The organism is Mariniflexile sp. HNIBRBA6329, assembly GCF_043558645.1.
Classification (GTDB): domain Bacteria; phylum Bacteroidota; class Bacteroidia; order Flavobacteriales; family Flavobacteriaceae; genus Mariniflexile.
The window spans coordinates 1-21,024 of the sequence record NZ_JBIFXS010000025.1 but is presented as its reverse complement, the minus strand read 5'-3'; the positions used below and the strand labels follow the sequence as shown (position 1 = coordinate 21,024).

Genomic DNA, 21,024 nt, shown 5'->3' with positions numbered 1-21,024 from the left:
TACCCAACCTGTTTATGAACGTTTGCCTCTACGACTACTGCCGTTTTTAGCGGCTGCAAACATACTATCCTTTTCCGGTTCCGCAATGCTTTTTTTGTACTTTTTTCGTTTTTTTTTTATAGTTTTTTTTCTTCTGCGTGGTTCTCAATTAGTTACGTATTGGGGTTTTTTACATCCATGGGGGTTTTGGTGGCGGTGATGGGGGTTTGGTGGGGGATCTTGGAAGGATCGGGCACGGGAAATAGGTCCGGTTTGTCTGTTTTGGGGCGAAGAATGGTATTTTTGGGATGGATTTGGCTTATAATATATGTGAATGTCCTTCGCTAAATTAGAATATTGACTATACTATATAATAGGACTTGGCGGGTGGAAGCGTATTCTATGATAAAAACCAAATTTTTTTTAAATAAAATTAAGCAGCAAATTTATAAGTATCTACAAAAGCAGAGTTCCTATTTACAACAGCAAAGATTCGTCCAATAATTTTACATCTTACATTATTCAATACCAACATTTTGTTTTTCCCTTCTTTTTGCTTTCGTAAGTAATATGCCTTTAATTGGGCATCATGCCTTACCGCTGACAAAGCACACATTTGGAGCAGTGCCTTCATCTTTTTGTCAGCCATATTATTTACTTTGGTTGCACCCCTAATACTAGAACCAGAGGTATATTCAAAAGGGGCTACACCTGCATAACAAGCCAGTTTTCTAGCCGAAGCAAAGGTCTTGAAACCCTTTGTGGCTATAATAAAGTAAACTGCTGTTTTCTCTCCAACACCGGGTATGCCCTTTATAAGCTCAAATTGTCGTTTCAGTTCCGTGTGTTGCTTTATGATCGTTCGAATTTGTTTCTCGATGGCTTTTAAACTTGTTTCAAGAAACTTGATTGTCTTCCTGTTTTGAACCGCTACCGTATTATAAACATCTGAGAGTGTATAGTTTTTATTTTCCTGGGTCGAACCAAATAGCAAAAGTGCCTTTTTGATTTTATCACATTCTTTAAAAAGCAATTTCAGTTGTTGGATTTCTTTTTCTGCAACGCTCGACAGCTGTAGCTTATCGATATTGCGGATACTGTAAAACGCAATATCCTTAGCGTCAGTTCTGTCGCTCTTGCCTCTCGATATACCTTTGGAGCGTTTGATCTCTACCGCAGGAACAACCCAATAATCAAATTGGTTCTCATAACAAAAACAACTTAAAGGGAATGTGTAAATACCGGTATTCTCAAAACAGAACAACATTTGTTTTAAGTCGACTTTCCTTTGCTTTAAAACGGAAAGCATCCGTTTCAATCCCTGAGGATTATTCGTTACCACAAAATGCCCTTCTGATTTGTTGGTAATTCTGTCCAATAGCACAATATCCAATTTCAATTTTGAAATGTCAATACCCACATGGAATAAATAATTTTTCATAATTTTATATTTAAGTAAATTAAAATGTTGAACCTCTTTAGAACCTTTATTAGACCTCTTATGTCTACTATTCTATTTGAAGCAATTCAACTTTTATTCAAGGAGAAAGCAGAGGACTAATACGCGGCATAAGTCTAACTTAGTTAGGGATATAGTTCACCTCTGTTTTCCGTTGAATAAATATAATTTTTATCTTAAATACAAACTAAAGGTTAGGGATAGTAGTGGAAAGCCCACAGCGAGGCAACGAGCGAGGACTTGAAACGCATAGCCCGACCCCGATTTTATCGGGGGAACGCCCGAATTATTTATCTGTTAAAAATTATACCTATATATATATTGTATGTATTTGTTTATACTACTATCTTTGCACACTGAATTTAATTTTATTTAATGATACATATAACATTGCCCGATGGAAGTGTAAGATCGTACGAAGCGAACATTACACCTATGGATGTTGCTAAGAGCATTAGTGAAGGATTTGCTAGAAATGTGATTTCGGCCAAATTTAATGGTACAACTATTGAAACTGTGACACCTTTGACCACGGACGGGTCGTTGGTTTTATATACTTGGAACGATAGCGAAGGGAAAACTGCTTTTTGGCATTCATCGGCACACGTTTTAGCACAGGCTATTGAAGAACTTTACCCTGGTGTAAAACTTACCATTGGACCAGCTATTGAAAATGGGTTTTATTATGATGTAGATTTTGGTGATATTAGCATTTCTGAAAAAGATTTTAAAGCGATTGAAGACAAAATGTTAGATATTGCTAGAGGAAAGCATGAATTTAAAATGCGTTCGGCTACAAAAGCTGAAGCTTTACAACTATATAAAGGTAATCCGTATAAAACGGAGCTTATAGAAAACTTAGAAGATGGTACGATTACTTTTTGTGACCATGCTACCTTTACAGATTTATGTCGTGGTGGCCATATACCTAATACCGGCATTATAAAAGCGGCAAAAGTTTTGAGTGTTGCTGGTGCATATTGGAGAGGTAATGAAAATAATCCGCAATTAACCCGTGTTTATGGTATTTCGTTCCCAAAACAAAAAGAGCTTACTGAATACTTAGAGTTACTTGAAGAAGCTAAAAAACGTGACCATAGAAAACTTGGTAAGGAATTGGAATTGTTTACGTTTTCGCAAAAAGTTGGTCAAGGTTTACCTTTGTGGTTACCTAAAGGGGCTGCTTTACGCGAACGCTTGGAGAACTTTTTAAAAGTGGCTCAAAAGAAAGCTGGGTATGAAATGGTGGTAACGCCTCATATTGGACAAAAAGAACTGTATGTTACTTCAGGGCATTATGCCAAATATGGTGCTGACAGTTTTCAACTAATAAGCACACCTAAAGATGGTGAAGAGTTTTTGTTGAAACCTATGAACTGCCCACACCATTGTGAGATTTACAATAACAGCCAGTGGAGTTACAAAGATTTACCAAAGCGCTATGCTGAATTTGGTACGGTATATAGATATGAGCAAAGTGGCGAATTGCACGGACTAACCCGTGTAAGAGGTTTTACTCAAGATGATGCGCATTTGTTTTGTACTCCAGACCAATTGGATGCTGAGTTTAAAAACGTGATAGATCTGGTGCTTTATGTATTTGGCTCTTTAGGATTTGAAAACTTTACAGCGCAAGTTTCATTAAGAGATCCTGAAAATCCAGATAAATATATAGGTAGCCTTGAAAATTGGGAGAAAGCAGAAAATGCTATTATGAGCGCAACTATTGACAAAGGTTTAAACTATACTGTTAAAACTGGTGAAGCTGCATTTTATGGTCCAAAACTGGATTTTATGGTAAAGGATGCTTTAGGGAGACAATGGCAATTAGGAACTATTCAAGTAGATTACAATTTACCAGAGCGTTTCAACTTAACCTATAAAGGTAGCGACAACGAATTACACCGCCCTGTAATGATTCACCGTGCTCCTTTTGGAAGCATGGAACGTTTCATTGCTATTTTATTAGAACATACAGCTGGTAATTTCCCGCTTTGGTTGATGCCAACCCAAGCTATTATACTATCAATTAGTGAGAAATATGAAAAATACGCTGAAAAAGTTTTAAATTTGCTAGAAAATGACGAAATTCGCGCCCTTGTAGACCATAGAAATGAAACTATTGGTAAGAAAATTAGGGAAGCAGAAATGCAAAAACACCCTTATATGATTATCATAGGTGAACAAGAAGAAAAGGAAAACAAGATAAGTGTGCGTCAACATGGAGGAGAAGATTTAGGAATGATTTCTATTGAAGACTTCTCAAAAATTATAAAAACAGAAATAAGCAAAACGTTAAAATCGTTTTAAAATAAGTTTAACTTAAAATTATATAGCCATAGCAATTAGAAGAAAATCGCAACCCGCCAAAAGGGTTTCACAAGAGGATAAACATAGAATTAACTCTAAGATTAGTGCACCCAACGTGCGTCTTGTAGGCGACAATGTTGAAATAGGTGTATATTCTACCAGAGATGCTTTAAAAATAGCAGACGAGCAAGGATTTGATCTAGTAGAGATTTCGCCAAATGCAGATCCTCCTGTTTGTAAAGTTATGGATTATAAAAAGTTTCTTTACGAACAGAAGAAACGTGACAAGGTAATTAAAGCAAAGGCTACCAAAGTTGTAATTAAAGAAATTCGATTTGGACCTCAAACCGATGATCATGATTATGATTTCAAAAAGAAACATGCCGAAAAATTCTTAAAAGAAGGTGCTAAACTTAAAGCGTTTGTTTTCTTTAAAGGACGTTCCATCGTTTTTAAAGAGCAAGGACAAATTTTATTATTAAGATTGGCCCAAGATCTTGAAGAGTTTGGTAAAGTAGAGCAAATGCCACAATTGGAAGGTAAACGTATGACTATGTTTATTGCCCCTAAAAAATAAAAATAGCTGATTAATATTCAGCATAAAGATAATTAAGCGAATTAATTAAAACCTAGGAAAAGAAAATGCCTAAAATGAAAACAAAATCTAGTGCCAAAAAACGCTTTAAGCTAACTGGTACTGGTAAGATAAAAAGAAAGCACGCTTTTAAAAGTCACATCTTAACAAAGAAGTCTAAAAAACGTAAGCTCGCTTTGACGCATGATACATTAGTACATAAAGCGGATGAGAATAATGTTAAAATAATGTTACGCTTAAAGTAACAACTTTTTAACCGGTTAAATAAATTATAAACCCTGGAGTTAGGCCAGAAGATTAATGATTGTAGATTTTTGATTTATGATTGTTGAAAAAATAAAAAGTGTCGATTATCGGCCGCCTACTACAAAAAAACAATTAAAATTATGCCAAGATCAGTAAATTCTGTAGCAAAAAGAGCCAGAAGAAAAAAGGTTCTAAAACAAGCAAAAGGTTACTTCGGACGTCGTAAAAACGTTTGGACAGTAGCAAAAAATGCGGTTGAAAAAGCGATGCAATATTCGTATAGAGACCGTAGAAACAAAAAGAGAACATTCCGTGCATTATGGATAACGCGTATTAACGCTGGTGCCAGAGTACATGGATTATCTTATTCTCAATTTATGGGAAAATTAAAAGCTAATGACATTGAATTAAACCGTAAGGTTTTAGCAGATTTAGCTATGAATAACCCTGAGGCTTTTAAAGCCGTAGTAGAGAAAGTAAAATAAGGCGTTTTCGCCTATTGTTAAACTTATTATATTCGCTTAATATATTAAAAATCCGGTTCGAAAGAATCGGATTTTTTTATACCCCAAAAGCTGTAATTACAATAGTTCTTGAACCACCATGATTTCTGTGCTCACACAGATATATCCCTTGCCATATTCCTAAGTTCAATTTTCCGTTTGTTATAGGAATTTGTACAGAAGCACCCAATAATGATGCTTTAATATGTGCAGGCATATCATCTGAACCTTCATAAGTATGCTTATAATATGGTGCATTTTCAGGAACCATCTTATTGAAATGGCTTTCAAAATCGGTTCTTACCGTAAAATCCGCATTTTCGTTTATCGATAAACTTGCCGAAGTATGCCTCATAAATACTTGTAATTGCCCTATATTTATTTGATTTATTTCAGGAAGTGCATCCTCTACAATTTCTGTAATTAAATGGAATCCTCTCGGGCATGGTTTCAGTTTTATTTGCTTTTGATAGAATTTCATATGGTTCTCCTGTATAAAAATGATATCTAAATTCAGATTCTAAAAATAGAATTAAAAAATCAAATTTGCTGTATAATAACGCAACCTTTTAGATTTAATCACATCAATTTAAAAAATAAATAACCCAAATTTTCAGCAATATGAAACATTATATTTTAATCACATTTTTAAGCTTTATTACTTTAACGAACTGCTCTATTAGCAATGATGATAGTAAACAACAAGTTTATAAAACCTATTGGCATCTTACCAATGTTAGTGGTAGTGTTTCAGGTGTAGATAATGATTTTGAATTAGATAAAATTATTTGGACTTTTAATGAAGACACCAATAAATTAGTAGTTAACAACACTAACGCTACAGATGTAGAAGATGGGCTGGATACTGGTACCTATACATACTCGATTACCGAAGTTGAAGGCGAAGGTGAAGTGAATGATTTATTTCTTACAATTGAATCCAATGAATTTGGAAAATTAACATTTGACGCAACTGAGTTGGTAATAGACCAAAACATAACTACCACCGGCTCTGGTGCTGATGGTTTTATCTACACTTTTAAACGCGTTGTAATTATTGAAGACGCTGATTAAAATTAGGTTTTCTGCTTTTTCTTTCTAGCTGCAGGAAATAACACGTTGTTTAAAATTAAACGATATCCTGGAGATGTTGGATGCAAATCGAGTTCGGTTTTAGAGTCTCCTACCCTATGCTGATAATCCTCGGGGTCGTGACCGCCATAAAAAGTAAAAAATCCTTTTCCCTTAATACCGTGAATGTATTTTGCTTCTCCGTTGGATTTAGTTTCACCCATTACCAATACATTCGACTTAATTTCATCTCTTGTAAAAGCTGTTGTTTGCCCCATAAAACCTTTTACCAAAGCGGTATGGTTTTGGCATAACATGGTTGGTATGGGATCCCATTTTGCTGAAAATTCCATTAAAGAAAAATAATCGGACTCCTTGGATACCATACGTTTTTGCGTCATATCTATTGAAGAAAACTCGTAAATATTAGGGTTTCTTTCCAAAATATAATTGGTAAACGCGAAAGTTTTATTGTAATCTATTTTGTTTTGGTAACCCGATTCGCTTCCATCGCCATCAAACATGGGTTCGCAAATATCTATTCCTTCTGCTGATAGGGCTATATCAAAACTATCGGTTGCACTGCACATAGCAAACATAAAACCGCCACCAATAACATAATCTCTTATTTTTAAAGCTACATCCCTTTTTTCTTGAGACACTTTGCTATAACCTAACCTTGTTGCCAAGGCTTCAGCTTCTTTCTTTTCTTCAATATACCAAGAAGCCGCTTTGTAAGCGCCATAAAATTTACCGTATTGTCCAGTAAAATCTTCATGGTGTAAATGCAACCAATCGAATGCCAAAAGTCCGTCGTTTAGCACTTCTTCATCGTAAATGGTTTCGTATGGAATTTCAGCATATTGCAATACCATGGTTACAGCATCGTCCCAAGGTAGTTTTCCTTTGGGTGTATAAACTGCAACTTTAGGTGCTTTTTCTAAAACAACCGCTTCCATATTTTGGCTTGGGCTGCTAATTTCCTCTAAAATAGTTTCGGTTTTAGCATCGGAAAGGACTTCAAAAGAAATGCCTCTAATTTGGCATTCGCGTTGAATTTCTTGGGTATCGGGCAATAAAAACGACCCGCCACGGTAATTAAGCAACCATTTAACTTTTTGTTCTTTACTGAGTATCCAATAGGTTAACCCGTATGCTTTTAGATGATTTTTTTGGCCATCTGCATCCATAGGAATAAGGATATAGGAGGCAAACGCACTATAATTGATAATGAAAAATGAAAAAATAATTATGAGTTTTCTCGTGTTCAATGAAAATGTAAATTTCAAATTAGTTGAGAAAGATACTTAATTTTTTCTCCTTTCCGAATTGGTTTAACAGAAGATTAGATTTAAAATGGTACGTCGTTATCATCATCATCGTTAAATGAACTGCCAAAGGCTTGGTCTGGGCTTGCTTTAAAAGCATCAGATTTAAACGTATCATCATTTGCCGCTGCATTCATTTTAGAATGGAACTCGAATGGCGAATCAAAATCATCTAAATTATCAAATTTACCTAAATGCCCAATAAATTTCAAACGGATGTTTTCCAAACCACCATTACGGTGCTTTGCAACGATGAACTCCCCTTGACCTTCGGTTGGAGAACGCTCTTCATCATCCCATTCGTCAATTTTATAATATTCAGGTCGGTAAATAAAACTTACAATATCCGCATCTTGCTCAATTGCTCCCGATTCACGTAAATCAGAAAGTAATGGGCGCTTACTACCTCCACGAGTTTCAACTGCTCGTGATAATTGCGATAAAGCTATTACAGGAACGTTCAATTCTTTAGCCAAGGCTTTTAAATTTCTGGAAATCATCGAGATTTCTTGCTCACGGTTTCCACCATGGTTACTTCCACCTGTCATTAATTGCAAATAATCAATCATAATAAGTTTAATACCATGTTGCGACGATAAACGACGTGCTTTTGCACGTAAATCGAAAATAGAAAGCGATGGTGTATCATCTATAAATAAAGGTGCTTTCTCAAGGCCTTTTACCTTTACATTTAGCTGTTCCCATTCGTGCTTTTCTAGTTTTCCGGTTCTTAATTTTTCTGAAGACAGTCCCGTTTCACTAGAAATTAAACGGGTAATTAATTGTACCGAAGCCATCTCTAACGAGAAAAATGCTACGGGTATATTTTGATCGACCGCAATATTTCTTGCCATAGACAAGGTTAATGCCGTTTTACCCATACCAGGACGTGCAGCAATAATAATTAAATCGGATGGTTGCCAACCCGATGTTAATTTATCCAGTTTATTAAACCCTGTTGGAATACCACTAAGCCCTTCTTTATTTGAAATTTCTTCAATTTTCTTTTTGGCTTGGATTACCAATTCTTGAGCGGTTTCACTCGATTTTTTAATATTTCCTTGGGTAACTTCGTATAATTTTGATTCGGCTTGGTCCAGTAAGTCGAAAACATCTTTGGTTTCATCATACGAATCTTCAATAATTTCACTTGAAATTTTAATTAAACTACGTTGGATGAATTTTTGTAAAATGATACGTGCATGAAACTCAATATGCGCTGAAGATGATACTTTTTGGGTTAAAGAAATGAGGTAAAAATCACCTCCAGCGAGTTCTAGCTTTGAATTTTTCTTTAACTGTGTTGAAACGGTTAATAAGTCGATTGGCTCACTATTTTCAAACAACTGAAAAATTGCGCTAAATATGTGTTGATGCGCTTCTTTGTAAAATGCATCAGGACTTAAAATATCGATAACTTCATCGACACCTTTTTTATCAATCATCATCGCCCCCAACACAACCTCTTCTAAATCAAGTGCTTGAGGAGGTATTTTGCCTTTCTCAAGACTTATGAGTGTGCTTTTGTCTACTTTAAATCCTCTAATTTGGTCGGGTTGTTTCATAACTGCGAAAGTAACTAAAAAGAACTTCTTTTTAATTAAAAAATAACTTATGATTGTTAACTAGTCTTTAACAATCTAACTGTTAATAACTTATAAATATTGTCAATAACACAAAAAAAATCTGAAGTTTTAAGCTTCAGATTTTTTACTAATATGATTATTAAACGTGTTAGCCTTTAAACACACCCATATTGGAATATTTGTCCATTCGTTTTGTTACTAAATCTTTTGGTGATAAGTTTTTAAGCTCTTCAAAATTTTTGATAATGGCATTGCTAACCGCTGAAAAAGTTTTTTCTCTATCTCTATGCGCACCTCCTAGTGGTTCTTTTATAATTTCATCAACTAACTTCTGCTTTTTCATATCAGTAGCGGTTAATTTTAGAGCATCTGCTGCTTGTTCTTTAAATTCCCAACTACGCCATAAAATTGATGAGCAGGATTCTGGAGAAATTACGGAATACCATGTGTTTTCAAGCATTAAAACCACATCGCCAACACCAATACCCAATGCTCCACCTGAGGCTCCTTCACCCACAATAACTGTAATGATTGGCACTTTTAAACGGGTCATTTCTAAAATATTTCTAGCAATGGCTTCTCCTTGTCCGCGTTCTTCAGCTTCCAAACCTGGAAATGCACCTGGAGTATCAATAAGTGTTACTACAGGAATGCCAAACTTTTCGGCAGATTTCATTAAACGGAGCGCTTTTCTATACCCCTCTGGGTTCGCCATTCCAAAATTTCTATATTGGCGTGTTTTAGTATTGTATCCTTTTTGTTGACCAATGAACATAAAACTTTGATCTCCAATTTTACCTAAACCACCAATCATCGCTTTATCATCTTTAAAGCTTCTGTCCCCATGCAGTTCTAAGAAAGATTCGCCACAAATAGCACGAATATAATCTAAAACATAAGGTCTATCTGGATGACGAGACATTTGTACACGTTGCCAAGGCGTAAGGTTTTTATAAATTTCTTTTTGTGTGGCCGCTAATTTTTTTTCGATGTTTGTACATGTTTCAGTAACATCTACTTCACTCTCTTCACCAATAATTTTACATTTCTGCAATTGGTCTTCAAGCTCTTTTATGGGTAGTTCAAATTCTAAATATTCCATAAGAATTTTGTTTTGGCTATTAATCTTAAGTTAGTGTACAAACCTACATATTTTTTCATTTTAAACTAAGAAAAATCTAAAAATGTTGGCTCTATTAAACTTCTTTACAAAAGTAAGCATTCTAAAATAGAATAGAAAAACTTTTAATTTTGATATAGGTTTATGAAAACTTTGATTTTAACAATCTTAAGTTTTTTAGGACTGCATTTAGTAAAACGGTTATAATAATTACAACAGCTCCATAATAAAAAGAGGTGCTCATATATTCCTTTTCAGGAAACAAAAAAATGGCCATAAAAATACCGTAAATCGGTTCCATATTGTAGCTTAAAACTACGGTATACGGACTTATTACTTTCATTACGTGCACTGCGGCAATAAAGGCGTAAGCAGTACAAACGGAGGCTAAAATAAAAAGATAGCTAAAATCTGAACCACTTAGGTTAAAGAATTCTGTGGAAAAACCACTTCCAAAAATTAAAATATAAATAGATATAAATAAAACACCACTTAAAAATTCGTAAAATGAAATAACCGTTGCCGTATGTTCTTTTAAAAATTTGCCGTTCATCACTGCAAAAAGTGATGATAAAAATGCTGATGTGATTCCTAAAACAATGCCATTTATATACTTTAATTCGCTTTTTGTAATAACAAAAACGCCTATGATAACAATAATTCCGAAGAGGATTTCGTACCAAATAATACGACGTTTATAAATAATGGGCTCTATTAACGATGCAAAAAAAGCACCACAAGAAAACATAGCTAGCGTTATGGATACGTTTGAAGCATCTATGGCTCCAAAAAAGGTAATCCAATGTAAAGCTATAATGATACCCGCAACCGATAATCTAAGAATGGATTTTGGACTAATTTTCACATCAATCTTAGCTATTTTAACATAAATAAAAATTAAAATAGCCGCCATTACCATTCTAAACCAAACTAGAGGAATGGCTGTAATGGTAATCAATTCACCTAAAATAGCGGTAAAACCAGCTATAAAAACCAAAAAATGCAGATGTAAGTGATTTTTTAGCTTAACGTTTAGCATTGCGCAAAAGGAAAATGGCAAGAATACCAAAAATAACATTTGGAAACCAAACGGCTATTAATGGCGAAAAATCGGATTGTTCTGCCATAACACCGAAAATTTTATCGAAAAACACAAAAACCATCGCAACACAAATACCTACTGCTAAATTAATCCCCATACCACCGCGACGTTTTTTTGAAGAAACAGCCACTGCTATAATGGTTAAAATAAACACAGAAACCGGCAAACTCCATTTTCTGTACAATACCAATTTAAAACGCCCAACGTTTGATGAGCCTCTAGCCTCTTCTTTGGCTATAAACTGTCTTAAATCACCATACATTTTAGTCTCAGCTGCGTAAATAACGGGGATTAAATCGTCTACATCAAATGCAAAAAGGGTGTCTTTTGTTGGAAGAATTTCTAATTCATCTTCATTTACACCAACATATCGTTTCACATAATTTGTTAACCTATACGTAGTATCTTCTTCAATATATTTAATATTGCTTGCCGTAATTTTATACTCTAGCTTATTCTTTTTAAAATGCTCTAAGGTGAAATTACTTCCGTTTTTATTCGCTACATCAAAGCTACTCACATAAATGATGTCGTTATCATTAATTTGCCTAAAAACATTTTGGTCCGTTTCTTCAAAGGCAGTTTTACCTCTATACAAATATTTATAAGTAAAGTCATTAAAACCTTCACTTGCTTTAGGAGCCAAATAAAGACCCAATATTAATGATAATATAGCTACAATAATTGCCCCATATATATAAGGGCGTAAAAATCTGGAAAACGATACACCAGAACTTAAAAAAGCTATAATTTCTGTATTGTTAGCTAACTTAGAAGTAAACCAAATAACCGATAAGAATAAAAATAATGGAAAAAGAATATGCGCATAATAAATAGTGAAATCAAGAAAATACCAAAGCACTTCACCAATTGGCACCTCATTTTCTAATATTTTACCAATTTTTTCAGCAAGATGCACTGTTATTCCAATAGGAATAAACAGCAACAACATCATAGAAAATGTTAACAAATAGCGTTTTAATATGTACCAGTCTAATATCTTCATCTATAAACTACAAACGATTATCCATTTGTTTTACCATTTGGTCTTTCCAAGTTCTAAAATCGCCTGCTAATATATGTTTTCTTGCTTCGCGAACCAACCATAAATAAAACCCTAAATTGTGTATAGTTGCTATTTGTTTACCTAACAATTCATTTACTGTAAACAAATGTCTTAAATAGGCTTTGGTATATTCGGTATCTACAAAGGTTATTCCCATCTCGTCTACTGGTGAAAAATCGGCTTCCCATTTTTTATTTTTAATGTTGATGGTACCATATGCCGTAAACAACATACCGTTCCTGGCATTTCGGGTTGGCATCACACAATCAAACATATCAATACCTAACGCTATATTTTCTAAAATATTGATGGGCGTACCAACACCCATTAAATAACGAGGCTTATCTTCGGGTAAAATAGCGGTAACCACTTCGGTCATGGCATACATTTCTTCAGCAGGTTCTCCTACTGAGAGTCCGCCAATAGCATTACCAACAGCACCTGCATTGGCAATATATTCGGCAGATTGTTTTCTCAAATCTTTATAAGTACTTCCTTGTACAATAGGAAAAAACGCTTGGTTGTAATCGTACTTTAAAGGTGTTTTTGCTAAATGATTGATGCATCTATCTAACCAACGGTGCGTCATGTGCATCGAGCGTTTAGCGTAGTTATAATCACAAGGGTATGGTGTACATTCATCAAAAGCCATAATAATATCGGCACCAATGCTTCGTTGAATTTCCATCACATTTTCAGGTGTAAAGGTATGGTAACTGCCATCAATATGCGATTTAAACTTAACACCTTCTTCCTTAATTTTTCTATTTGCTGAAAGTGAATATACTTGATATCCTCCGGAATCGGTTAAAATGTTTCTATCCCAATTCATGAATTTATGAAGTCCGCCCGCTTTTTCAATAATATCGGTTTGAGGACGTAAGTATAAATGGTAGGTATTTCCTAGAATAATATCTGGATTTATTTCGTCTTTCAATTCGCGTTGATGCACCCCTTTTACAGTTCCCACAGTACCAACTGGCATAAAAATAGGCGTTTCAATAACGCCATGATCGGTGGTAACAGTTCCTGCTCGTGCTTGACTTTGTGTATCTTTCGCTTTTAATTCAAATTTCATCTAGTGTTTTTATCGCTTTTATATGTTGGCTACGTATATTAAAATAGCACTTTGGTTGGCAAAGATAAATAACTGAAAAATGATATTGATTGTTATGAAAAGAAAATAATTTGCTTTTGGCAGCGTTTTTGATAACATCTAATTTTCAATTAACAAATATTCTAGATGTTAAATTCATTTGTATCATATAAAAAACCCAAAGAATTATATAACATATAAGGAAGTAGTATTTTATAATTTTGAAAAATAAAAATCTCAAGTCTAATTAAAAAAGAAAATCATGAAACATTTAAAAAGTAAATTGAATGCTAGCAAAAAAACAGTTTTACTAGCTTTATTTTTAGTAGCAACATTGTCTTATACCTACGCACAATCTGGCACTGGTTTTGGTTTGAAAGGTGGATTAAACTACAATGCCAATGGCGCTTATTTCGAGTCTATTGGTGATAATGCACAACATCCTGACAGAAACGTTGGTTACCATATTGGTGTATTTGGAAAAATTGGAAACCAAATTTATTTTAAACCAGAGTTGGTTTATACAAGCACAAAAAGTGATTACAACGATGATAGTTTTAAAATGCAAAAACTAGATGCCCCACTATTAGTTGGTGTAAAAGTAATAGGCCCACTCAGTGTTTTTGGAGGTCCTTCATTACAATATATTTTAGATACTGAATTTGATGGTATTTCAATAAATGATGTTGAAGATGAATTTTCAATTGGATTAAATTTTGGTATTGGGCTTAACTTTAATAAAGTTGGTATCGATTTAAGATACGAACGTGGATTTAGTGATAATGAAGCAACCTTTTTAAACAACAACGGTATAGGAACCAGCAGATTAGATACTAGACCTGAACAGTTAATTTTAAGTTTATCCTTATTACTATAAACAAACTTTTATAAAACAAAAAACCTCGCGATTTGCGAGGTTTTTTGTTTATATCTACTACTTATTTAGCTCTTTTTTATTTTATCGGTTTTGTCTAAATAATTAGGAATACCGTTTCCATTTGAATCGTCGTTAGTTGGGTCGCCGTCTTTATTTATATCTTCATCAATGGTTAAAATACCATCACCATCATCGTCTAAATCAATGTAATCTGGAGTACCATCACCATCAGTATCATCATCAGTAGTATCGGTTAAATCATCATAGTTTACCAAAAAACCCCTATCTCCATTTAAATCTTCAAGATATGAAGGAACACCATCACCATCATGATCGTTTTCAGACATTTGCAACAATTCAAATTTGAAAATTATTGGAGAATAAGCAGCAATTCCTGTTGTTGCACTTGAAAAGTAAGCCAAACCGGATGGCAAAAACATAATGCCCACGCCTTTATTCACATAACTAACTGTACCATCGCTATTTTCAACAAAACTTTCAGCAGTATTAAAATCGGGTATCACTTTACTCCAACCAATAATTAATCCAAAATCATCTACACCATTTCCTATTAAATTACTAACGAATGGATTTACTGAATAATCAAACACTACATCATCTAATGTAAAACCTTCGTAATTAAAACGGATTCTATCACAAAATTTAGGCGATTGTGTACCGCCACCTTGGTTTAACGAAAGCACATAAAACTCGTAATCTGTATCAGCATAGGTGGTTGTTTTAGGCGCTCCAACAGCGGTTCTTAACAATGTATGTCCAACAGGCACGTCTGCCGCTGTTTGTCCCTCTGCTAATTCATAGATAACAATATCTGAAATACTAACACTCGTACCCAAAGATTCTATTTCTTCAGAATTATAATAGTGCGTGTCTAGATATGCGTTTAGAGAAACCATATCCTCTATCTGTTGTTCTGCTCTATCTCTAATTTCAATCACTACAGGATCTGGTTCATCATCTTTTTTACATGATAGTACTCCAACAGTTAAACATAACAGATATAAACTTACTTTTCTTAAATTCATGTGTTTATTCAATTTTCTTAGCAGGTTCGTTGTAAATTCTTTTTTTGATTTAATAAATCTTAAAAAAAATGTTTCAATATTCCTTATTTTTGAGGCGCAAGATACAATTTAAAATAATTTTGCATAACAACATTAACGTAGTTTTTTCAATAATTGTATGCGTATAGATAAGTATTTATGGTGTGTTAGATATTACAAAACAAGAACACTAGCAACAACAGCCTGTAAAAAAGGTCATATAAGGGTAAACCAAGAAATTGTAAAACCTAGCAGAGAAGTTTACGCCCAGGATATTATTGAGTTGCGCAAAGACCAAATAAACTACCGACTTACCATAAACGACATTCCTGAAAGTAGAGTTGGTGCCAAATTAGTGGATATTTACAGAACCGATACCACACCTAAAGAACAGTTTGAAGCACAAGAGCTTTTAAAATACTCTAAAGATTATTATAGAAAAAAAGGTGTTGGCAGACCGACAAAAAAAGACCGAAGGGATATTGATGGTTTTAAGGATGATGATTCGGAGGAATAAAGTATAAAATTCCAAAAATAAAAATTCCAAATTCCAAAAAATAAAAATTCCTAATTTTAGAAAGGAAACAACTATTTAGAAAAAAACTTCCTTTGAAAAAAATTAAAAGAAACAGGTAAAAATGAGTAATTTTAACCTTTAATACAATGCAACTACTATGAACGTTACCAATAATGTGATATTAAACCACGACGAGATTAACCATAAAATAAGACGTATTGCGTTTCAAATATATGAAAGCAATGTATATGAAAAAGAGGTTATTTTAGCTGGTATAGATAGCAATGGCTATATTTTTGCGAAGAAATTGAAAACGGTACTTCAAAAAATATCAGACATTAACCCGATACTTTGTAAAGTGAGTATTGATAAAAAAAATCCGCATTTACCTATAAAAACATCTATTCCGGTTTCAGATTATGAAAACAAATCGTTTGTCTTGGTAGATGATGTTCTAAATTCTGGCACTACCCTAATTTATGGTGTAAAGCATTTTTTAAATGTACCTTTAAAACAGTTTAAAACGGCCGTTTTAGTAAACAGAAACCATAAAAAATACCCTGTAAAAGCCGATTTTAAAGGTATTTCGCTATCAACCTCGCTACATGAACATGTTAATGTAGTGCTAGATGGTAAAAAATTTGAAGTGGTTTTAGAATAATTGAAGCACTAATTCTTCAATAATGTCCTTTTCTGTTTTGTTATCGGTTGCTAAAGTTACGTTTGCCAAACTATAAAACTGTGAGCGTTCAAAAAGATGCTTTCCTATAAATTCGGCTAACAACTCGTCAGTTTCAATGTGAGCTATTAGTGGGCGCTTTCCCTTCTCATTCTTTAATCGTTCAATCAAAGTAGGTATAGAGGCTTTTAAGTAAATACTTTTTGCGTTAGGTGCCTTCAAAATCACATCCATATTGTTGCTGTAGCATGGTGTTCCTCCACCTAGTGATAAAACTAAGTTGGTTTTAGTCGCCAGCAATTCACTTAAATATTGTGTTTCTAACTTTCTAAAATGGATCTCTCCTTTTAATTTAAAAATATCTTTTATGGTTGAACTTTCTTTTTTCTCTATATAATCATCCAAATCTAGAAACTCATAGTTTAGTTTTTTTGCTAAAATTCGCCCCATAGTAGATTTACCGGAAGCCATATATCCAATTAAAATTACAATCATTTTTAACGTTATAAATTGATTATTAAAAACATACGTTTAAGAGATGCAAAAAAACAAAAAAATCTTTAAAAAAAGCCTTGTTTTATTGAAAATAGGTTTTATATTTGCACCCGCTAACAACAACACGGTAGCACAACAAAAAAATGACCTGGTAGCTCAGTTGGTAGAGCATTTCACTTTTAATGAAAGGGTCCTGGGTTCGAATCCCAGCCCGGTCACTAAGTAGGATATCATCCTAAATCAAAACCTTGCTAATTATATGATTAGCAAGGTTTTATTGTTTTTAATGAAATATATTCATAGCCTCTACAACCATTTGCACAACCAAATCACAGGTTATTCCAACTCCCTTTACGCACAAATAATTTAAAGCTATAAACAAAATCCAACTGCATTAATTATTGGATTTTTATTTCCTAATAATGGATCAAGAGCAATTGTTGTGTTTACGCAAAAATTGAGGTTAATCTGGATCAAGAGCAATTGTTGTGTTTACGCAAAAATTGAGGTTAATCTAAAAAGGAAGAATTCTACATTTTTGACACCTCTAAATTGACTTCTGAATGCTTTAATTTTAGCATTAAAAGATTCTGCAGCTGCGTTTGTGCTTCTATTAATAAAATAATTGAGTATTGAACGATAGTTTGCCGTTATGGTATTTGCTATTGTTCTAAAAGCTCTAAAGCCAGATTGTTCCACCTCTTTATACCAATGTGCGAGTTTGGTATATGCTATTTCTATTGATTTAGCTGAATTAAAAATATTTCGAAGCCCTTGTACCAATCCAAAGGCGTTTTTGATGTCGGGGTATTCATTAAAGAGTATTTTGCTTCTTTCATATTGATTTTCAGTCCAATTTGAGGGTGATTTATAGAGTAAATATCTGCTTCTGGCTAAGAGTTGTTTTCTAGTATCTTCATTACTAAAAAGCTGTGGTTTATATGTTTTGTTAGCGGATTTGGCTATTTTAATGGCGTCGTTTTCTAAGTCTATAGCATGCCATCGGTGTTTGATTCTTATGTCTTGTAAAGCTTCTAAAGCTAGTTTTTGTACATGAAATCGATCTGTAACATGTATGGCTTTAGGGAAGCATTTCTTTGCTATGGTTTTCATTGAGTTAGCCATATCTAATGTGATTTCTTTCACCGCTGCTCTTTTTTTAGCTGATATAGTGAGAAGCTGTTTTTACAATAGGCTCAACTTTTGTGCCTGCAAAAATTGCCACAATACAGCCCTTTTTTCCTTTAGCTTTTTTATTGGTAATAATGGTATAGAACTCTCCTTTAGAAAGAGCTGTTTCATCGATAGATAAATAAGCTCCAATGTTCTCTGGAAAGATAAGCCATTGCTTGGCGTGTGGTTTTTGTTTCCAGACTTTAAATTCACTGAGATAGTCTCGATATTGTCTGCTAAATTTTTTACCATCAATATTATAAAAACCACCTATAGTATGGCAATCGTAAGCTTTAGTATCTGCTAATTTCTTTTAAAAAAGCAGCGAACTCGGTGGTCATCCGTGTTCCCTGGGCTACTAAATTCCAATCTCTTTGAACCACTTCATTTGTTTGTTTATCTAACCATCTACGGCGTTTGACATGAAGATATACGGTATTACCTCTTAAGGGAAAATCTTGAATAGTGACTTCCTTATGAAAACCATGAGCTATGAGTGTTCTCGATGTTTCTTCTTTTGGAACTGCTTTTCGTTCTTCAAAATAGAGATGCATGACTTCTCCATTTTTTGTGTTTTTAACTAAATCAAAATGGTTGATTAAAAACTCAGGAAGAATCAATTTTAATAGATCTAGGTAATTGTCCAAAGTGCTTTTTTTTACAAAAATCGTAATCTTATTTCAATTCACACACAACTTTTGAGATTGATCCCTAATAATTCCTAAAATCAAATATAATCACACAAAAACATACCAGTACCTACTAGTTTTATTTAATATTTTTTTTACCTTTGCCACATGAGCATGATTCGGGTAAAAAAACAAATAAGCATCCCTAAATATAAGCAGATTATAGCTTCCATTGAAGATGCTATCGTTTCTGGTACTTTAAAAAAAGGAGATCAACTACCGTCCCTAAACAGTATTCGAGATGCTCACAAACTTTCCAGGGATACGGTTTTAATGGCTTTTAACGAACTGAAAAACAGAGGTATCATACAATCCGTAGTTGGAAAGGGCTATTACCTTATAAATGACAATATCGAAGTTTCCCAAAAAGTATTTTTATTGTTTGACGAACTCAATTCATTTAAAGAAGATTTATATACTTCATTTATTAATAATCTTGGAAAAAACGTTCGTGTAGACACCTATTTCCATCATTTTAATGAAGACATGTTCAGTAAATTGATCCAAGAAAACGTGGGCACATACAACCATTACGTGATTATGCCAGCCAATTTAAAAAACACCCATTTGGTTTTAGAGGCACTTCCCAAAGACAAGGTTTACATACTAGACCAAACACACCCAGAACTATCTGAATATTCAGGTATCTATCAAAATTTTGAAAAAGATATTTTCAACAACCTAAACAAGGCATTGTCATACATTCAGCATTATAAAAAAATCATTCTCCTTTTTAACCACAATAGGCAGCCCCAAGGCATGCTAAAAGGATTCAAAGATTTTTGTCAATTAAACGCTATTACAAACGAAGTTATTAACTCCTTACAAAATAAGGACTTAAAGAAAGGAGAGGTCTATATAATACCTGATGACAAAAGCCTATTAATAGCTATCAAAAAAATTAAGGAAAAAGAATTTACGCTTTCAAAAGACATAGGAATCATTTCTTACAACGACACACTTCTAAAGGAAATTGTAGAAGGTGGCATTACAACCATATCTACTAATTTCAACAACATGGGAGAACGTTTGGCAAAAATGATACGTAACAAAGAGCAACTACAAATAGAAAATGCCAACAAACTAATACTTAGAAATTCATTGTAACTAATTATAAAATCAAACATGAACACAACATTAATCAACACCATAAAAAACAGCTTTATTAAGAAGTTCCAAGCAGAACCTCTCATGATATTTTCCCCGGGACGGATCAATATTATAGGTGAACATACCGATTACAACGATGGTTTCGTTTTTCCCGCTGCCGCAGATAAGGGTATTGTTGCGGGCATCCAAAAAAGCGATGCAAACACCTCAATGGCTTTTGCTGTCGACAAAGGTGAAACCATTGAGTTTTCTCTTGATAAACTTAAACCGCTAGCACAGGGGAGTTGGCAAAATTACATACTTGGAGTGGTTGCCGAAATACAAAACAGAAGTAAAACCTTGGGTAACTTTAACATTGCTTTTGGTGGCGATATCCCTGGAGGTGCCGGCATGTCCTCTTCTGCAGCCTTGGAAAACAGTGTGGTTTTTGGTTTAAATGAGCTGTTTAATTTAGGATTGACCAAGCACGAAATGATTTTAATTTCGCAAAAGGCCGAACATAACTACGTAGGCGTTAAATGTGGTATTATGGACCAATATGCCAGCATGTTTGGTATTGAAAACCATGCGCTGTTACTAGATTGCAGAACGGTAAAATCAAAACCTTTTAAAATCGATTTTAAAGACCACGAACTTATTTTGATAAACACCAATGTAAAACACAGTTTATCTGATAGTGCTTATAACGATAGGCGTTCTGTTTGCGAATCGGTTGCTGAAATGTTGAATGTAAAAGCCTTAAGAGACGCTACGGAATTTGATCTGGAATCCATAAAACATAAAATTACGCCTGAAAACTATCAAAAAGCACTATATGTCATCCAAGAAAACGAACGTGCCGTTCAAGCTTCCATAGCCATGCAAGAAAATGATTTGGAAACGCTTGGAAAACTAATTTATGCCTCGCATGATGGCTTACAAAACCAATACAAGGTAAGTTGTGATGAATTGGATTTTCT

The 21,024-nt window shown here is 33.9% G+C and carries 21 protein-coding genes, 1 tRNA gene and 1 pseudogene; 11 read left to right on the top strand and 12 right to left on the bottom strand.

The annotated features are described in order from the left end of the window. Window positions 1–412: 412 nt before the first annotated feature. A complete protein-coding gene (locus ACGK9U_RS15810) occupies window positions 413–1,420 on the bottom strand; it encodes an IS110 family transposase (RefSeq protein WP_394467513.1) in 1,008 nt (335 codons plus the stop codon). A gap of 393 nt (window positions 1,421–1,813) precedes the next feature. Between ACGK9U_RS15810 and thrS the strand changes: the two genes are divergently transcribed. From thrS to rplT, 4 genes are all read left to right on the top strand, one after another. Continuing rightward, window positions 1,814–3,748 carry a threonine--tRNA ligase gene (gene thrS / locus ACGK9U_RS15805; RefSeq protein ID WP_394467511.1) on the top strand — a complete coding sequence of 645 codons (1,935 nt, stop codon included), beginning with the start codon at window positions 1,814–1,816 and terminating at the stop codon, window positions 3,746–3,748. A gap of 28 nt (window positions 3,749–3,776) precedes the next feature. Further along, complete coding sequence (gene infC / locus ACGK9U_RS15800; protein WP_394467516.1) at window positions 3,777–4,325, top strand: translation initiation factor IF-3; 549 nt, start codon at window positions 3,777–3,779, stop codon at window positions 4,323–4,325. 65 nt (window positions 4,326–4,390) lie between these two features. After that, window positions 4,391–4,588: a 50S ribosomal protein L35 gene (gene rpmI, locus ACGK9U_RS15795; protein ID WP_026753164.1), complete on the top strand. Its 198-nt coding sequence runs from the start codon at window positions 4,391–4,393 to the stop codon at window positions 4,586–4,588. 141 nt (window positions 4,589–4,729) lie between these two features. After that, complete coding sequence (gene rplT, locus ACGK9U_RS15790) at window positions 4,730–5,074, top strand: 50S ribosomal protein L20 (protein WP_394467510.1); 345 nt, start codon at window positions 4,730–4,732, stop codon at window positions 5,072–5,074. A gap of 76 nt (window positions 5,075–5,150) precedes the next feature. Here the strand turns inward: rplT and ACGK9U_RS15785 are convergent, their stop codons facing one another. Next, window positions 5,151–5,573, bottom strand: a complete 423-nt coding sequence (locus ACGK9U_RS15785; protein ID WP_394467509.1) for a secondary thiamine-phosphate synthase enzyme YjbQ — start codon at window positions 5,571–5,573, stop codon at window positions 5,151–5,153. Between the two features lie 140 nt (window positions 5,574–5,713). Between ACGK9U_RS15785 and ACGK9U_RS15780 the strand changes: the two genes are divergently transcribed. Further along, window positions 5,714–6,166, top strand: a complete 453-nt coding sequence (locus ACGK9U_RS15780) for a hypothetical protein (protein WP_394467508.1) — start codon at window positions 5,714–5,716, stop codon at window positions 6,164–6,166. A 2-nt stretch (window positions 6,167–6,168) separates the two neighbouring features. Here ACGK9U_RS15780 and ACGK9U_RS15775 read toward each other — a convergent pair whose 3' ends face one another. From ACGK9U_RS15775 to tgt, 6 genes are all read right to left on the bottom strand, one after another. After that, on the bottom strand, window positions 6,169–7,353 hold the full coding sequence (locus tag ACGK9U_RS15775; RefSeq protein ID WP_394467514.1) for an asparagine synthetase B: 1,185 nt from the start codon (window positions 7,351–7,353) through the stop codon (window positions 6,169–6,171). Between the two features lie 161 nt (window positions 7,354–7,514). Continuing rightward, on the bottom strand, window positions 7,515–9,056 hold the full coding sequence (gene dnaB, locus ACGK9U_RS15770; protein WP_394467507.1) for a replicative DNA helicase: 1,542 nt from the start codon (window positions 9,054–9,056) through the stop codon (window positions 7,515–7,517). A 169-nt stretch (window positions 9,057–9,225) separates the two neighbouring features. Next, window positions 9,226–10,179, bottom strand: coding sequence for an acetyl-CoA carboxylase carboxyltransferase subunit alpha (locus tag ACGK9U_RS15765; RefSeq protein WP_394467505.1), 954 nt, complete (start codon window positions 10,177–10,179; stop codon window positions 9,226–9,228). A 160-nt stretch (window positions 10,180–10,339) separates the two neighbouring features. Beyond that, window positions 10,340–11,236, bottom strand: a complete 897-nt coding sequence (locus ACGK9U_RS15760; protein ID WP_394467503.1) for a DMT family transporter — start codon at window positions 11,234–11,236, stop codon at window positions 10,340–10,342. Further along, the gene (locus tag ACGK9U_RS15755; RefSeq protein WP_394467501.1) at window positions 11,223–12,305 is read right to left on the bottom strand and encodes an LptF/LptG family permease; all 1,083 of its coding nucleotides are present in this window, start codon (window positions 12,303–12,305) and stop codon (window positions 11,223–11,225) included. The genes ACGK9U_RS15760 and ACGK9U_RS15755 overlap by 14 nt, the downstream gene beginning before the upstream one ends. Window positions 12,306–12,312: 7 nt before the next feature. Beyond that, the gene (gene tgt, locus ACGK9U_RS15750; protein WP_394467500.1) at window positions 12,313–13,443 is read right to left on the bottom strand and encodes a tRNA guanosine(34) transglycosylase Tgt; all 1,131 of its coding nucleotides are present in this window, start codon (window positions 13,441–13,443) and stop codon (window positions 12,313–12,315) included. 280 nt (window positions 13,444–13,723) lie between these two features. Between tgt and ACGK9U_RS15745 the strand changes: the two genes are divergently transcribed. After that, window positions 13,724–14,338: an outer membrane beta-barrel protein gene (locus tag ACGK9U_RS15745; RefSeq protein ID WP_394467499.1), complete on the top strand. Its 615-nt coding sequence runs from the start codon at window positions 13,724–13,726 to the stop codon at window positions 14,336–14,338. A gap of 65 nt (window positions 14,339–14,403) precedes the next feature. Here the strand turns inward: ACGK9U_RS15745 and ACGK9U_RS15740 are convergent, their stop codons facing one another. Next, on the bottom strand, window positions 14,404–15,384 hold the full coding sequence (locus ACGK9U_RS15740; protein ID WP_394467498.1) for an FKBP-type peptidyl-prolyl cis-trans isomerase: 981 nt from the start codon (window positions 15,382–15,384) through the stop codon (window positions 14,404–14,406). 157 nt (window positions 15,385–15,541) lie between these two features. On the opposite strand from ACGK9U_RS15740, the gene ACGK9U_RS15735 reads away from it, so the two are divergent. Continuing rightward, window positions 15,542–15,919: an RNA-binding S4 domain-containing protein gene (locus ACGK9U_RS15735; RefSeq protein ID WP_394467496.1), complete on the top strand. Its 378-nt coding sequence runs from the start codon at window positions 15,542–15,544 to the stop codon at window positions 15,917–15,919. A 157-nt stretch (window positions 15,920–16,076) separates the two neighbouring features. Next, window positions 16,077–16,580, top strand: coding sequence for a phosphoribosyltransferase family protein (locus tag ACGK9U_RS15730; protein WP_394467495.1), 504 nt, complete (start codon window positions 16,077–16,079; stop codon window positions 16,578–16,580). Here the strand turns inward: ACGK9U_RS15730 and ACGK9U_RS15725 are convergent. Continuing rightward, a complete protein-coding gene (locus ACGK9U_RS15725; RefSeq protein WP_394467494.1) occupies window positions 16,572–17,093 on the bottom strand; it encodes a shikimate kinase in 522 nt (173 codons plus the stop codon). The two genes, ACGK9U_RS15730 and ACGK9U_RS15725, sit on opposite strands and share 9 nt — an antisense overlap. Window positions 17,094–17,238: 145 nt before the next feature. On the opposite strand from ACGK9U_RS15725, the gene ACGK9U_RS15720 reads away from it, so the two are divergent. Next, window positions 17,239–17,311: transfer RNA gene (locus ACGK9U_RS15720), tRNA-Lys, on the top strand. 274 nt (window positions 17,312–17,585) lie between these two features. Here the strand turns inward: ACGK9U_RS15720 and ACGK9U_RS15715 are convergent. Together ACGK9U_RS15715 and ACGK9U_RS15710 are read right to left on the bottom strand one after the other, a co-directional pair. Next, window positions 17,586–18,540: pseudogene (locus tag ACGK9U_RS15715) on the bottom strand (transposase). Between the two features lie 19 nt (window positions 18,541–18,559). Continuing rightward, window positions 18,560–18,913, bottom strand: a complete 354-nt coding sequence (locus tag ACGK9U_RS15710; protein WP_394467493.1) for a transposase family protein — start codon at window positions 18,911–18,913, stop codon at window positions 18,560–18,562. A gap of 150 nt (window positions 18,914–19,063) precedes the next feature. On the opposite strand from ACGK9U_RS15710, the gene ACGK9U_RS15705 reads away from it, so the two are divergent. Continuing rightward, window positions 19,064–20,062: a GntR family transcriptional regulator gene (locus ACGK9U_RS15705; RefSeq protein ID WP_394467492.1), complete on the top strand. Its 999-nt coding sequence runs from the start codon at window positions 19,064–19,066 to the stop codon at window positions 20,060–20,062. An 18-nt stretch (window positions 20,063–20,080) separates the two neighbouring features. Beyond that, the coding region (galK, locus tag ACGK9U_RS15700; RefSeq protein ID WP_394467491.1) for a galactokinase at window positions 20,081–21,024 on the top strand (944 nt) is incomplete at its 3' end.

What these genes read in the sequence shown, in the direction of transcription:
- ACGK9U_RS15705 (WP_394467492.1), top strand. Translation starts at nt 19,064, where the DNA reads ATGAGCATGATTCGGGTAAAAAAACAAATAAGCATCCCTAAATATAAG.
- rpmI (WP_026753164.1), top strand. Translation starts at nt 4,391, where the DNA reads ATGCCTAAAATGAAAACAAAATCTAGTGCCAAAAAACGCTTTAAGCTA.
- ACGK9U_RS15755 (WP_394467501.1), bottom strand. Translation starts at nt 12,305, where the DNA reads ATGAAGATATTAGACTGGTACATATTAAAACGCTATTTGTTAACATTT.
- thrS (WP_394467511.1), top strand. Translation starts at nt 1,814, where the DNA reads ATGATACATATAACATTGCCCGATGGAAGTGTAAGATCGTACGAAGCG.
- ACGK9U_RS15775 (WP_394467514.1), bottom strand. Translation starts at nt 7,353, where the DNA reads ATGGATGCAGATGGCCAAAAAAATCATCTAAAAGCATACGGGTTAACC.
- ACGK9U_RS15745 (WP_394467499.1), top strand. Translation starts at nt 13,724, where the DNA reads ATGAAACATTTAAAAAGTAAATTGAATGCTAGCAAAAAAACAGTTTTA.
- ACGK9U_RS15780 (WP_394467508.1), top strand. Translation starts at nt 5,714, where the DNA reads ATGAAACATTATATTTTAATCACATTTTTAAGCTTTATTACTTTAACG.
- ACGK9U_RS15735 (WP_394467496.1), top strand. Translation starts at nt 15,542, where the DNA reads ATGCGTATAGATAAGTATTTATGGTGTGTTAGATATTACAAAACAAGA.
- ACGK9U_RS15810 (WP_394467513.1), bottom strand. Translation starts at nt 1,420, where the DNA reads ATGAAAAATTATTTATTCCATGTGGGTATTGACATTTCAAAATTGAAA.
- rplT (WP_394467510.1), top strand. Translation starts at nt 4,730, where the DNA reads ATGCCAAGATCAGTAAATTCTGTAGCAAAAAGAGCCAGAAGAAAAAAG.
- ACGK9U_RS15740 (WP_394467498.1), bottom strand. Translation starts at nt 15,384, where the DNA reads ATGAATTTAAGAAAAGTAAGTTTATATCTGTTATGTTTAACTGTTGGA.
- ACGK9U_RS15785 (WP_394467509.1), bottom strand. Translation starts at nt 5,573, where the DNA reads ATGAAATTCTATCAAAAGCAAATAAAACTGAAACCATGCCCGAGAGGA.
- ACGK9U_RS15765 (WP_394467505.1), bottom strand. Translation starts at nt 10,179, where the DNA reads ATGGAATATTTAGAATTTGAACTACCCATAAAAGAGCTTGAAGACCAA.
- ACGK9U_RS15760 (WP_394467503.1), bottom strand. Translation starts at nt 11,236, where the DNA reads ATGCTAAACGTTAAGCTAAAAAATCACTTACATCTGCATTTTTTGGTT.
- ACGK9U_RS15730 (WP_394467495.1), top strand. Translation starts at nt 16,077, where the DNA reads ATGAACGTTACCAATAATGTGATATTAAACCACGACGAGATTAACCAT.
- ACGK9U_RS15725 (WP_394467494.1), bottom strand. Translation starts at nt 17,093, where the DNA reads ATGATTGTAATTTTAATTGGATATATGGCTTCCGGTAAATCTACTATG.
- dnaB (WP_394467507.1), bottom strand. Translation starts at nt 9,056, where the DNA reads ATGAAACAACCCGACCAAATTAGAGGATTTAAAGTAGACAAAAGCACA.
- tgt (WP_394467500.1), bottom strand. Translation starts at nt 13,443, where the DNA reads ATGAAATTTGAATTAAAAGCGAAAGATACACAAAGTCAAGCACGAGCA.